The 13,320-nt window shown below is 70.2% G+C and carries 10 protein-coding genes, 1 tRNA gene and 2 pseudogenes; 8 read left to right on the forward strand and 5 right to left on the reverse strand.

Translation table 11 applies throughout. The annotated features are described in order from the left end of the window. Window positions 1-259: 259 nt before the first annotated feature. Together ACIBAE_RS29235 and ACIBAE_RS29240 are read left to right on the forward strand one after the other, a co-directional pair. Window positions 260-1,186 (forward strand): annotated as a pseudogene (locus ACIBAE_RS29235) (IS3 family transposase); the annotation flags it as partial. A gap of 62 nt (window positions 1,187-1,248) precedes the next feature. Next, on the forward strand, window positions 1,249-1,752 hold the full coding sequence (locus tag ACIBAE_RS29240) for a hypothetical protein (protein ID WP_399291299.1): 504 nt from the start codon (window positions 1,249-1,251) through the stop codon (window positions 1,750-1,752). Window positions 1,753-1,898: 146 nt separating this feature from the next. Here ACIBAE_RS29240 and ACIBAE_RS29245 read toward each other — a convergent pair. Beyond that, window positions 1,899-1,985 (reverse strand) — tRNA-Ser (locus ACIBAE_RS29245). 47 nt (window positions 1,986-2,032) lie between these two features. Then, entirely contained in the window at window positions 2,033-3,547 is a 1,515-nt protein-coding gene (locus ACIBAE_RS29250; RefSeq protein WP_399291301.1) for a trypsin-like peptidase domain-containing protein, read from the reverse strand. Window positions 3,548-3,765: 218 nt separating this feature from the next. Here ACIBAE_RS29250 and ACIBAE_RS29255 point away from each other — a divergent pair, with 218 nt between their 5' ends. From ACIBAE_RS29255 to ACIBAE_RS29265, 3 genes and pseudogenes are all read left to right on the forward strand, one after another. Further along, window positions 3,766-4,566: a glycerophosphodiester phosphodiesterase gene (locus ACIBAE_RS29255; protein WP_399291303.1), complete on the forward strand. Its 801-nt coding sequence runs from the start codon at window positions 3,766-3,768 to the stop codon at window positions 4,564-4,566. Window positions 4,567-4,692: 126 nt separating this feature from the next. Continuing rightward, a pseudogene (locus ACIBAE_RS29260) lies at window positions 4,693-5,351 on the forward strand (ATP-binding protein). Window positions 5,352-5,600: 249 nt separating this feature from the next. Beyond that, window positions 5,601-6,566 (forward strand): DUF5926 family protein, encoded by a 966-nt coding sequence (locus ACIBAE_RS29265; RefSeq protein WP_399291305.1) that lies wholly within the window; start codon window positions 5,601-5,603, stop codon window positions 6,564-6,566. Between the two features lie 200 nt (window positions 6,567-6,766). Here the strand turns inward: ACIBAE_RS29265 and ACIBAE_RS29270 are convergent, their stop codons facing one another. Both ACIBAE_RS29270 and ACIBAE_RS29275 read right to left on the reverse strand, forming a co-directional pair. Then, window positions 6,767-7,201 (reverse strand): hypothetical protein, encoded by a 435-nt coding sequence (locus ACIBAE_RS29270; protein ID WP_399291308.1) that lies wholly within the window; start codon window positions 7,199-7,201, stop codon window positions 6,767-6,769. Between the two features lie 297 nt (window positions 7,202-7,498). Next, a complete protein-coding gene (locus ACIBAE_RS29275; RefSeq protein ID WP_399291311.1) occupies window positions 7,499-8,206 on the reverse strand; it encodes a bifunctional DNA primase/polymerase in 708 nt (235 codons plus the stop codon). Between the two features lie 899 nt (window positions 8,207-9,105). Between ACIBAE_RS29275 and ACIBAE_RS29280 the strand changes: the two genes are divergently transcribed. Beyond that, on the forward strand, window positions 9,106-10,566 hold the full coding sequence (locus tag ACIBAE_RS29280) for an aminopeptidase P family protein (protein WP_399291314.1): 1,461 nt from the start codon (window positions 9,106-9,108) through the stop codon (window positions 10,564-10,566). Window positions 10,567-10,754: 188 nt separating this feature from the next. Here the strand turns inward: ACIBAE_RS29280 and ACIBAE_RS29285 are convergent, their stop codons facing one another. Further along, window positions 10,755-11,210 (reverse strand): ATP-binding protein, encoded by a 456-nt coding sequence (locus ACIBAE_RS29285; RefSeq protein WP_399291317.1) that lies wholly within the window; start codon window positions 11,208-11,210, stop codon window positions 10,755-10,757. 210 nt (window positions 11,211-11,420) lie between these two features. Between ACIBAE_RS29285 and ACIBAE_RS29290 the strand changes: the two genes are divergently transcribed. Beyond that, window positions 11,421-12,284, forward strand: coding sequence for a hypothetical protein (locus ACIBAE_RS29290; protein ID WP_399291320.1), 864 nt, complete (start codon window positions 11,421-11,423; stop codon window positions 12,282-12,284). 190 nt (window positions 12,285-12,474) lie between these two features. Continuing rightward, complete coding sequence (locus ACIBAE_RS29295; RefSeq protein WP_399291323.1) at window positions 12,475-13,245, forward strand: YcnI family protein; 771 nt, start codon at window positions 12,475-12,477, stop codon at window positions 13,243-13,245. Window positions 13,246-13,320 lie beyond the last annotated feature (75 nt).

Consider the following 13,320-nt stretch of genomic DNA (forward strand, 5'->3'; position numbering starts at 1 on the left):
CACGCAACTCCAGCGAGTATTTCCTGGGGGCAGCCATGGTCGATGTTCCTCTCATGAGAACCATCTGACCCTCTGTCACCATCTTCCGCATCTCGGGGGAACCTCAGGCCGAGGCCGATGCTGGTGAGCGTGATGACCGGCCGACCAGTGTCGAACGCGAGGAGCTCGCGGCCCTGCGCAAGGAGAACGCCCAGCTCAAGCGGGCTAACGAGATCCTGCGGACGGCCTCCGCTTTTTTCGCCGCGCAGCTCGACCCGACCCGGCCCAGGTGACGGCGCTCTTCACCGAGCATCCGCACCTGGAGGTCGAGCCCACCCTCCGGGAACTGCACATCGCCTCCTCCACCTTCTACCGCTGGCGCCACGCGGCGAAGGAGCCGTGTGAACGGCTCCGCCGGGACGCCGAACTCACCGAACAGATCCGGGAGATCCACACCGAGTCCGGCGGTATCTACGGCTCGCCGCGCGTGCACGCCGTCCTCAAACGCGAGGGCCTCCACGTGGGCCGCAAACGGGTCGAGCGGTTGATGCGCGAGGCCGACCTCGCCGGGATCAGCCCGCGCCGCAGCGGCTCCACGCGCCGGGATCCGAAGGCCACTCTGGCCCCGGACCTGGTGAATCGGGACTTCACCGCGCCCGCGCCCAACCGGCTGTGGGTCACCGACCTCACGATGATTGCCACCGGTGAGGGGCCACTGTGGCTCTCCGCGATCCGCGACGCGTTCTCCCGGCGCGTGGTGGCCTGGGAAACTTCCACCCGCGCAGACGCGGATCTGGTCCTGTCCTGCCTGGAATACGCGCTGGCCAGCCGGGAGGTCGAGCCTGGCCGGCTGATTCATCACGCAGACCACGGCTGTCAATACACGTCCGTGAAGCTCACAACGCGGCTGGTGCGGGCTGGAGTTGAAGCTTCCATGGGGTCAATCGGGGACTCGTACGATAACGCTCTCGCCGAGAATCTGTGGATGCTGATCAAGGCCGAGTGCGTCCGCGGGCGCGTCTTCGCCACGAGGGCCGAGGCGAATCTGACGCTCTTCGAGTACATCGACGGCTTCTACAACAGCCGGCGCATCCAGAAACGGCTCGGCTACCTCAGCCCCATCGAGTTCGAGGAAAAGCACTACGCCGACCAGGCGACGGCCGAACCAGCGAACCTGAATACCCGTCAACCCGCCCTGACCAGCTGATCAGCACCTCCCGCACACCGGGGGAACCTCAGTGCACGCTTCCCGCGGCCGGGTGGGGCCGCGTGGACCTCTCCGGGGCGCGGCCACAGGTCGGTTCAGGATGGACCAACGATGGAAAGCCGTACGAGGAGCGGGGACTCAAGCACCGTGCCCGCCGGACCGTACGCCGTGTACCGATCCCGCCCGTTCTCGTCGCGTTGCTGCGCGAACACATCGAGCAGTTCGGCGCAGGCTCCGACGGCCGCCTGTTCAGCGCTGTTCGTGGTGGACCCATCCGGTCTCAGGAATACGGAGTCGTCTGGAAAGAGGCACGGCGGATCGCTCTCACGCCCGCTCAGGTCGCCTCGCCGCTCGCGTTCATCCCGTACGACCTGCGGCACGCCTGTGTGTCCTTCTGGCTGCGTTCTGGCGTGAGCCTCGCCGAGACTGCGCGCCGGGCGGGGCAGAGCATCGCTGTCCTCCAGCGGTACTACGCAAAGGTGTTGGACGGCGAGGAGGAGCGGATGAACGACCTGATCGACCAGGGCTTTGCCGACCAGGCGGAGGACGAACAATCGGCGCCCTGACCCTGCCGGATCCTGGCCACAGGTTGGCCGTACGCCCTGGTCAACACTGGGAAACCGGCGAGACGGGGTGAGACGACCCGGACGCAGAAGGGGTACCCCTCAATGAGGGGCACCCCTTCTGACCAGCACCTACGCTGACCTGCGTGCGGTGGGTGTGGGATTTGAACCCACGGTGACATCGCTGCCACGACGGTTTTCAAGACCGTTCCCTTAGGCCGCTCGGGCAACCCACCTCGCGTCATCGGGGCTCGCCGGATGACGCGAGGGACAGCCTAGCCGGTCAGCTCTCGCCCTTGCGTTCGCCCAGGGTGACTTGGACCGTGGACTCCTTGCCGTCACGCTTGTAGGTGAGCGTCACCTTGTCGCCCGGCTTGTGGGTCCAGATCTCGCTGATCAGGGTCGGGCCGCTGTCGATCGGGGTGTCGTTGAACTTGGTGATGATGTCGCCCGCTTTGAGGCCCGCCTTCGCGGCCGGGCCGTTCGCGGTGACCGCCGGGGCGCCGCCTTCTCCCTGGGGGGAGATCGTGGCGCCCTCGCCGCCTTCGGCCATCGTGACCGTGGCGCCGATCAGCGGGTAGACCGGCTGGCCGGTCTTGATGAGCTGCTCGGCGACGTTCTTCGCCTGGTTGATCGGGATGGCGAAGCCGAGGCCGATGGAGCCCGCCTGGGACTGGCCCATGCCGCCGCTGCCGGCCGACTGGATGGCCGAGTTGATGCCGATGACCGCGCCACGGGAGTCGAGCAGCGGGCCGCCCGAGTTGCCGGGGTTGATGGAGGCGTCGGTCTGCAGGGCGCTCATGTACGAGTTGCTGGCGCCGGAGCCGTCCCCGGAGGCCACCGGGCGGTTCTTGGCGCTGATGATGCCCGTGGTGACGGTGTTGGACAGGCCGAAGGGGGCACCGATCGCGATCGTCGGGTCGCCGACCGCGACCTGCTCCGAGTTGGCGAGGGGCAGCGGGGTCAGGCCGGACGGCGCGTTCTTCAGCTTCACCACGGCGACGTCGTAGCCCTGGGCCCGGCCGACGACCTCGGCGGCGTACTTCTTGCCGTTCGAGAAGGTCGCGGTGAGATCGCCGCCGTTGGCCGCCGAGGCCACCACGTGGTTGTTGGTGAGGATGTGGCCCTGCTTGTCGTAGACGAAGCCGGTGCCCGTACCGCCCTCTCCGTCACCGCCCTGCGCCTCGATGGTGACGACGCTCGGCAGTGACTTGGCCGCCACCGAGGCGACCGTACCGGCGTCGCGCTTGACGTCCTTCGGCGCGTCCGCCGCGGAGACGGTCGTGGAACCGATCGAGCCGTCGTTGCTCTCGGCGGCCCAGTAGCCGATCCCGCCGCCGATGCCGCCCGCGACCAGGGCGGCGACGATCACTGCGGCGATCAGACCGCCGGGGCGCTTGCGCGGCGGCTGAGGGCCGTTCCCGGGGACCGGTGCGCCCCAGGCCGGGCCGTTTCCGCCGCCTCCGTAGGAGGGGAGCGTGGGCGGGGGCGGCGGCCACCCGGCGTCGGCCGCGCTCGCCGGTGCGGGGGCCGCGCCCGGTGCGGGGGTGTGGCCCTGCTCGGGGGTGTGCCCGGGCTCGGGGGTGTGCCCGGGCTCGGGGGTGTGCTCGGCCTCGGGGGTGTGCCCGGACTCGGGGGTGTGCCCGGGCTCGGGGGTGTGCCCGGACTCGGGGGTGTACTCCGGCGCCGGGGAGTGCCCCGCCTGCTCCGCGGCGGGTGTGCCCTCAGGAGCGGCATCCGGCACGGGAGGTACGGACGGGGCGGCGGGGACCGCGGTGCCCTCGTTCTCGGTGCTCACAGCTCGTTCTCCTCGGGTCCACATCAGTCTTCGGCAAGAGTTCCGCTGTGCAAGTGTCTGCGGTCAGCTTTTCCCACAGCACGTCAGGCCACTGTAAGCAGGACCTGTGCATTGTCCCGCCATCCTTTATTCCGGACAAAACGATTGCACCCGGAACCAGCAGGGCAGAACCCCTGTCCCATTCCCCGCCTGCCCCGTCACGATGGCACCATGACGCGGTGACTCAAGCACGACAGCACAGCATCCAGGTGGTCGCTCACCGCGGAGCCTCGGAGGACGCACCCGAGCACACCCTGGCCGCGTACACGAAAGCCATCGAGGACGGCGCCGACGCACTGGAGTGCGATGTGCGGCTCACCGCCGACGGCCATCTCGTCCTCGTCCATGACCGTCGGGTGAACCGCACCTCCAACGGGCGCGGGGCCGTCTCCGCCCTCGAACTCGCCGATCTCGCGGCACTCGACTTCGGGTCCTGGAAGGACAGCGAGGAGAGCCCGGACTGGGGGGACCGCGACTGCACGTCCGTACTGACATTGGAACGCCTGCTCGAACTGGTCGCGGACGCCGGCCGGCCGATCCAGCTGGCCATCGAGACCAAGCACCCCACCCGCTGGGCCGGCCAGGTGGAGGAGCGGCTGCTCCAGTTGCTGCGGCGCTTCGGCCTGGACGACCCGGCGCCGGGTGAGTCGGCCGTCCGGATCATGAGCTTCTCGGCTCGTTCGCTGCACCGGATCGCGTACGCCGCGCCCCAGCTGCCGATCGTCTACCTGATGCAGTTCGTCTCGCCCCGGCTGCGCGACGGCCGACTGCCGGCCGGTGCGCGGATCGCGGGTCCCGGGATGCGGATCGTGCGCAATCACCCCGGCTACATCGCCCGACTGCACAGAGCGGGACACCGCGTCCACGTCTGGACGGTGAATGAGCCGGAAGACGTCGATCTCTGCGTCCGCCTCGGAGTGGAGGCGATCATCACCAATCGTCCCAAACAAGTCCTGTCACAACTGGGCCGCCTTTCCTGACATCACCCGACTCCGCATCCGCCCCACGACGACGAAAGCATCCCCCTCATACGGAAGGTGATACGCGCGCCACGGAGCGCGACGAGGAGTGCTCCGGCGCGTTCGTTCGGTGTTCGAGTGTGACGAGTGCGCCAATGGTCCTCCCGTGGCCGGTTTCCGGTCCAGGCCAATGGGGCATTCACACCTGGCGTGGGGCGAAGGAGGTCTTGGGGGTGACGTTTGTGGTGGCACAGGAGGTGCCCACGTCGTCGTGCATGGCCGTTCCCCATGGGCCTGCGGGCGTGGGGAGAGCGCGACACCGGATGCGGGAGCAGTTGAGCCGCAGCGGGGTGTCGGACACGGTGGTCGACGACGCGGTACTGATCCTTTCCGAGCTGCTCAGCAATGCCTGCCGGCACGGCAGGCCGCTGGGATGTACGGAGATCGGCGACGGTGACGTGCGCGCGGCCTGGGTCGTGGACAAGGCGGGCAGGCTGACCGTGGAGGTGACGGACGGTGGCGGCCCGACGAGGCCCATCCCCGCCACGCCCTCGGTCACCGCGCGCGGCGGCCGCGGGCTCAACATCATCACCGCCCTGGCCCAGGAGTGGGGCGTACGGGACAGCGCGACCGGAGAGGTCACGGTCTGGGCGCTCGTCGCCGAAGGACACCGCGGCGAGGATTTCGCTACGCGCGTCACAGGCCCGGGGATGGGGTTCGGCGGGCCGCACGGACTGGAGAGCCTGGACGGATTGGACGGGCTGGACGGGCTGGGCTTCTCGGACGCCCTCGACGACATGGGCTGAGGCCCCGGCCCTTCGGGTGAACCCAGCGGGCACGGCCGGTACAGCGGGCACCACGCACGACGGGGGAGAGCGGAGAGGTCCGTGACGCGCGGGCGCGTACAGCGCGCCCGAAGTGGTACCGGTCGGCGCATGGCATGCGCCGACGCCCGGCGCGGTGCGCCGCACGGTGTCCACGACCCGCAGGGATCCCCCGGGCAAGGCGCTAGGCTCGCGCCGACACCGCACCGCCGCTATCGGGAGAAAGCCAACATGGCCAAGAAGCGCCCCCAGACGAAGGCCGCGAAGGCACAGCCCAAGGACGGACCGATTCCGGTGGTGGGGGCCCGCGAGCCCTGCCCGTGCGGCTCGGGCCGCCGCTACAAGGCCTGTCATGGCCGGGAGGCCGCGCACGCCGTGACCGAGCTGGTCCAGCGCCCCTTCGAGGGCCTGGCCGGTGAGTGCGACTGGGTCGCGCTGCGCGAGCTGGTGCCCGCCGCGACCGCCGAGCTGACCCTCAAGGACGGACTGCCCGAGGGCGTACCCTCCGTAACGCTCGCGACCGTGCTGCCGATGGCGTGGCCGGCGCTGCGGCGTGAGGACGGCTCCGTACTCCTCGCCCTGCAGAACGACACCTCATCGGGTGACCTGAGCCGCGATCTCGCCGACACGCTTCTGCGCGCGCTGGCCGCCGAGCCCGGCAATCCGGTCGCGGCCCAGCGGGTGCCCGCCGACGGTCCCCGCCTGCAGGACCTGCTCGACGCCGAGGCCGGCTTCACGCCGGTCGTGCACCCCGGATTCGAGTTCTGGGTGCCGGACGCGGAGAACGCCACGCCCGAGGTGACCGCTTCCCTGGAGCGCGCCAACGCCGCCGCGATCCCGACCACGCTGCTCTCGGGTACGGACGCCGCCTACTGGTGCGAGACGCCGGAGAAGAACCACCTGCGCTGGGTGATGCCGTACCCGGAGGAGAAGCTGCTCGACGCGCTGGCCCGGCTGCACGCCGCGGGCACGTCGAGTCTCGGCGAAGGCACGCGGCTGGTCGGTTCCTTCCGGGCACACGGTCTGACCGTGCCGGTGTGGGACCTGCCGAGCGCGATGGGCGCGGAGGAGTGCGAGAAGCCGGCGGCGGAGTTCGCGGAGCGGCTGGCGGCCGCGCTCGCCGTGGACGAGCCGCTGACAGGCGACGAGCGCCGGGCTCGTGGCGGGCTCACCAACCGCCAGGTAACGCTCAGCTGACAAGGTTGGTTCACCGTGACAGCGCGCAATTCGGTGATGCCTGTCACACCTTCCTCTATCGGCAGGTAATTCGCTGTCCAAATACGCCGGATCGAATTTGCTAACTGCCGATCTCTTGTTACCGTTCTGGAAGCCCGGTCGCTGGTGCATCCCCCGTCGCCAGCGATCGGGCGTCTCCATTTCCGGACGGTCCTGACAGGTCAACGGACCGGCGGGTCTTGAGAGTTACTCCCCGATCGCAGCAGCAGCGGCTCGATGTCCGTGCTGTTCCCGCCGTCCGCCCCGCCACCCGTGGGGGCCGGCGACGAAGTCGGCGCGAACTCCGCCATCGCCGTATATTCCGCAGGTTCTCCCCGAGACGGCTCGTGCGGACTTTCACAGGTGGCCGGTTCATCTTTGGCCTCGGCCGCGCAATGCGTCTGTACGCTGCGGCCGCCGGGGCCCATCAGGCCCAGTACGGCGAGCAGTTCACTGCCCATCACGTTGCGGTAGTACGTACGCGTCCAGGTGTCGCGCGCCCCCGCCGTCCCGTCCGCGGTGACCGCCGCCGGGGCGGCGGGTCCGGCGCAAGCGGTCGGCGGAAGCAGCGCGGTGAACACCACGACGGCCGCGAGCCCGATCAGGCGGAGTTTCATGGCGGGTCCACCTCTCGCCGCCGGAAATCGCTGACGGCGGGCCGAAGATATCGACGCGATGGGGCGCTCCTGGGCGCCGTGCGCCCAATTCCCGGACCACTCCGCTCACGTCCCACCCGTGCGAGTGACGGTAACGGCGACCCGTGCACGAGTGGCGGTGGCTGGACGGCGCGCCAGGACCGTACGGGACGACGGGCACCCGGCGGGGCAGCGGGGCACGTGCCCCGGCTCGACCGCGCACGGCCCGTGCCCCGGTCCGGAGCGAGCCGGACCGGGGCACGGGCCGTGCCGAGCAGTTCAGTAGGCGAGCCTGCTGCCGCCGCCCGGCATGCTGGTGCTCGCCTCGACGAGCGCGTCCACGACCGCCTCCACGTCCGGCAGCCAGGGAGCCGCCGAGCCGGGCAGGGGGGCACGCTCCCAGCGGACCTGTCCGCCGGCCGCCTCGGACGGCGGCAGGGCCAGATAGCCACCCTCGCCGTGAAAGCGGAGCGAACTGGGCACACAGTCCTTGCTGTACAGCAGCTCGCCGAGTTGTTCGAGCGTGTACGGAGCCACCAGCAGCGACCAGCGCGTGGGCGTCGCGACGACCGGGCCGAGCCGCATACCCATCCGGTCCAGCTCCGCCAGCGCCCGAGCGCCGGCGACGGCCGGCAGACTCACCGCGCACGGCGCGCTGTCGCCGGTGGCGAGGATGATCGGGGCGGTCGGGCGGTTGGTCCACCACCAGCGCACCATGCGCTCGTCGGTGGTCGCCGCCAGCAGGCCCGGATCGAAGGGATGCGCGCCGGGAACGACGCATTCGGGGTCCGGGCAGGTGCAGGCGTTTGTGCGGGTCCCGCGTCCGTCGGCTGTGCGGGTCCCGCGTCCGTCGGCCGCCTTGAGTCCGGCGCCCGGAAGTACGGGCCATCTCCACGCGGTGGCGCAGGTGAGCGCCGCACCGAGCTGGGCAGGGCTCCTCTTGCGCCGGAACCGGAGCCTTCGTCGCATTCCGAGGATCTCGCGCATGAGCGCTCGTTCCTTTCCGTTGAACGCCGAGGTCCACATGACACAGACACCATGCGTAGGCGTGCGTGTACATGTGCGTGCATGAGCGTGCGTAATTCACCGTGCGTACATTCGACGCTGCGCGGCCACCTGCCTTGCTGGTGGCACGGACAGACCCTGTCGGCCCGCGACGCCTGAAGCCGTCCCTGAGCCGAGCACGGTCTGTCTTCATGGAACGCGTGGCGAGGGCCGGCGTGCGCGTGGCACTCGCTGTCCCGCTGTACTTCTCTCGCCACTCCGGGGGATGGGACATGGCCCGCGCCGGTTAGGACGCCTGGGCCTGCCGCCAGGTTCCAGGGCGGTCCAGCTGCCCCTGTCCGTCACCGTTCACGTACCCATCACGTTCGGAATGACGCTCCGCCCGGACCAGAGGTGGGAAATCGGCCCTGGAGGATCCCCTGTTGAGCGCCCTCAGTCGATCGCAAAACCCGACCGGGGGGTTCTTTTTTGAGCCACGTCAACCGTCTCACAGACAGCGGTCGTTCGCTCGGGACGATACGGGGCATCACACCATCTCTGCATGTAAATGTGGGTAAGTGGATAACTGAGGAGAATGACGCGGCTTTTTGCGACGGTATCGACCGGAAAACTCCGATCGACCGCCAGGCTTGCGTGAGCGCTTCGAACATCCCGAAAGTGGCTGGAACCGATGCCACGATTCCGGTACCCGCGCACACTGCCCCGGCTCGGGTGGCCTCCTGGCCCCGGGTGGGCCGATCGCGGACGCCATGCCGCACACCGCCCGCTTTGGCTGGTTCCTGACACCGCCCGCTTTGACTGATTCCTCACAGAGGCCCAGGACGCCCCTCCCGTCGCACATACGATGGAACGACGGTCCAGTGTCGTATCGAGGAGAAGACGTGGCTGAGGAGCTCAACCCGGAAACCCCGGAAACCGAAGAAGAGCCGATCAAGCAGAGGAAGAACGGCCTGTATCCGGGCGTGTCCGACGAGCTCGCGGAGAGCATGAAGTCCGGCTGGGCCGACACCGAACTGCACGGCCTGGAGCCGATCGCGCAGGCCACCCACACCGCCGCCCGACGCGCCGCACTCTCCGCGCGCTTCCCGGGCGAGCGTCTGGTGATCGCCGCGGGCAATCTCAAGACCCGGTCGAACGACACCGAGTACGCCTTCCGCGCCTCCACCGAGTACGCGTACCTCACCGGCGACCAGACCCAGGACGGCGTCCTCGTACTGGAGCCGAAGAGCGACGGACACACGGAGACGGTCTATCTGCTGCCGCGCTCCAACCGGGAGAACGGCGAGTTCTGGCTCGACGGCCAGGGCGAGTTGTGGGTGGGCCGTCGGCACTCGCTCACCGAGGCCGAGCAGCTGCTGGGCATCCCGGCCAAGGACGTACGCGAGCTGGCCGCCGCCCTCAAGGACGCCGCGGGCCCGGTCCGTAACGTACGCGGCCACGATGCCTCCATCGAGGCCGCGCTGACCGACAAGGTCACCGCCGAGCGCGACGAGGAACTGCGCGTCCACCTCTCCGAGGCACGCGCCGTGAAGGACGCGTTCGAGATCGGCGAGCTGCAGAAGGCCGTCGACTCCACCGTCCGGGGCTTCGAGGACGTCGTGAAGATCCTCGACAAGGCCGAGGCGACCAGCGAGCGCTACATCGAGGGCACCTTCTTCCTGCGTGCCCGCGTCGAGGGCAACGACATCGGTTACGGCTCGATCTGCGCGGCGGGACCGCACGCCACGACCCTGCACTGGGTGCGCAACGACGGCGACGTACGCTCCGGCGACCTCCTGCTGCTCGACGCCGGCGTGGAGACCCACACCCTCTACACCGCCGACGTCACGCGCACGCTGCCGATCGACGGCCGCTTCAGCGAGATCCAGCGGAAGATCTACGACGCGGTGTACGAGTCCCAGGAGGCGGGCATCGCCGCCGTGCGGCCGGGCGCGAAGTTCCGCGACTTCCATGACGCCTCCCAGCGTGTCCTCGCCGAGAAGCTCGTCGAGTGGGGCCTGCTGGACGGGCCGGTGGAGAAGGTCCTGGAGCTCGGCCTCCAGCGCCGCTGGACCCTGCACGGCACCGGCCACATGCTCGGCCTGGACGTCCACGACTGCGCGGCCGCCCGCCGCGAGGCGTACGTGGACGGGACGCTGGAGCCCGGAATGTGCCTCACCGTCGAGCCGGGGCTGTACTTCCAGGCCGATGACCAGACCGTGCCCGAGGAGTACCGCGGCATCGGCGTCCGGATCGAGGACGACATCATCGTCACGGAGGACGGCAACCGGAATCTCTCGGCCGGGCTGCCCCGCCAGGCCGACGAGATCGAAGCCTGGATGGCGGGCCTCAAGCAGGCCTGACGCCCGGCGGCCGCCGCACGCGGAACGGCCGACCGTCATCAGTCAGGACGGGCGGCCGTCTCGCAGGCCCGGCGGGTGTCTCGCAGGCCCGGCGGGTGTCTCGCAGGGCAGCCGGCAGGCATCGCGCAGGGCGGGCGTCTCGCGCACCGACCGGCCCGCCCGCGCCCCGGAGGGCGCTCCGCTCGAGCTCACATGGCTCCGAGCAGGGCGTCCTCCCGCCATTTCAGGATCTTGTCGAAGCCGACCACCGCGCCGCGCCCCGGCCGGTTTCGGAAGTACACGTGATCGGCGAGCTGCTCGATCAGACACAGGCCCCGGCCGTTCTCGGACGTGACGGCGGGCGCGGGCGCGCTGCGCCGCACCATCCGCCGGGCGGGGAAACCCGGCCCCGAATCCGCCACTTCGATACGGCACTTCGCGCCGTCCAGATACGCGGTCACCCGGTACGCCCCTGGCGCCTCGCCCAACTGCCCTCCCCCGCCGTGCTCGACGGCGTTCGCACAGGCTTCGCTGAGGGCGACCGACAGGTCGAAGGAGATATCCGGATCGACACCCGCTGTCTCCATGGCGCCGAGCAGAAGGCGGCGGGCGAGCGGGACGCTCGCGGCTTCACGCCGCAAGCGGAGAGACCACCAGATGCTCATGCTCCAGCCTCCTGGCTGCGGCTCGACATACCGATACATATTGCCCTGAGTGACGAGTTGTAAGCACGCAGTTGACGTGAGAGCCCTCATTCGGCGGACGCGTGTACGGCGCACGGCGGTGTATAGCGCCGTGCGGGCCGGAGGGACAGAGCGTGATCTTCCGGACCTGCCCTACGGCGCCCACGCCCGCAGTGCGATGATGACCCGGCCATGTCCGATCCCGTCGCACGTGCCGGAGCCGCCCCGCGGCTGCTGAGGGCCGCGGTGTTCACCGCGGTCTGCGTCGTGCTGTCCGCGACGGGACACGTCATGGCCGCCTGCGTGCCCGTTCCGTGGTGGACCCTGGTCCTCGGCTTCCTCGGTGTCTTCGCGGTCGCCGCTCCGCTCGCCGGTCGCGCCCGCTCGACGGCCGGCATCGCCGCCGCGCTGACAGGCGGACAGGTCGTCCTGCACAGCCTGTTCGGCATGGGCCAGCGGCATCTCACGATGCCGGCCGGTACGGACGACGCACTGATCAGAATGGCCGCGAAGCTGCTCTGCGGAGCGGGTCCCGCCTCGCTGAGCTCTGCCGACGCCCAGCGGATCGTCATCGACGCGGGGCTCCGCCCGGCAGGTTCGATGATGGCCGGCCATCAGCACATGGCGCCCGGCATGGCTTCCATGACCGGCTCCGGGCTCGATTCCGGAATCGGTTCGGCCTCCGGGCTCGGCCCGGGGCTCGGATCCGCCGCCCCCGCCGGCGAACTGCTCCCCTCCCTCCCCATGGTGCTCGGACACCTACTGGCCGCCCTGGCGACCGGCTGGCTGCTCCACCGCGCGGATCTCGCGCTTCTCCGGCTCGCCCAGCTCTCGGCGCACGGCATCGGCGACGTCACGGACAGTGCGCTGCTGCGCGCCCTGCGCGCCGCACTCGCTCTGGTGCGGCTGCTGCGTGCCGGACTGCCCGGCGTACCGGAAGCAGGTCCGCGCGCCGCGTACGCCGGGAACGGCGGCCCTCCGGCGCCGGCCGGGGAGACACTCCAGCACACGGTGATCAGACGCGGCCCTCCGGCCGCCCTCGCTCTCGCAGCCTGACGCGACACTCCGCGCCCGTCCGCACACGCGCGGACGCGCACGCGCACAGACCCGCACCCGCACCGGTGCGCACCTGTGCGATACGTGCGCTTCCGTACGGACGCCAGTGTTGTCGCGATGCCGTCGCGAGCCCGCGCCGCGGCGGGCCCCCTGACTGATCCCCTTTCCCCTTCACACCGTGGAGTGTGCTGTGTTCTCTGCCAGGAACGTCACTCGTGTCTCCGTCGCCGGCGGTATCGCCGCGACCGCTCTTCTGCTTCTCACGGGCCCCGCGTCCGCGCATGTCAGCGTGCAGCCGCAGGGCGAGGCCGCCAAGGGCGGCTACGCCACGATCAATTTCAAGGTGCCCAACGAGCGTGACGACGCCTCCACCACCAAGGTCGAGGTGAACTTCCCGGCCGATCACCCGCTGGCGTCCGTGATGCCGCAGCCCGTGCCCGGCTGGAAGGTCGTCGTCACCAAGACCAAGCTCGCCAAGCCGCTGACGCTGCACGGAAGCACCATCACCGACGCCGTCTCCAAGGTCACCTGGACCGCGGCAGGCGGCAAGATCGGGCCGGGTGAGTTCCAGCAGTTCCCCCTCTCCGTCGGGCAGCTGCCCGAGGACGCCGACCAGTTGGTGTTCAAGACCCTCCAGACGTACGACAACAAGGAAGTCGTCCGCTGGATCGAGGAGCCCAAGGAAGGCGCGGCGGAGCCCGAGAAGCCGGCGCCCGTCCTGAAGCTGACCGCGGCCACCGGTGACGAGCACGATGCCCCGGCCGTCCAGCCGACCGCCGAGGCCGACTCGAAGCACGCGGACCCGGCGCACGACGACGCGAAGGCCGACGACGCGGAGTCCTCGTCGGCCTCCGCCGACGGCAGCGACACGACCGCCCGCGTCCTCGGCATCGTCGGCATCGTCGTCGGCGCCGCCGGAGTGGCCTTCGGAATCCTGACCGGCCGGCGCCGTTCCGCCTGACGCATCACGCATCCGTGGCGGGGGGGGGGGGGGGGCCCCGCCCCCCCCCCCCCCCCCCCCCCCCCCACCCACCCC

The sequence above is a fragment of the Streptomyces sp. NPDC051569 genome (assembly GCF_044454085.1).
Classification (GTDB): Bacteria; Actinomycetota; Actinomycetes; order Streptomycetales; family Streptomycetaceae; genus Streptomyces.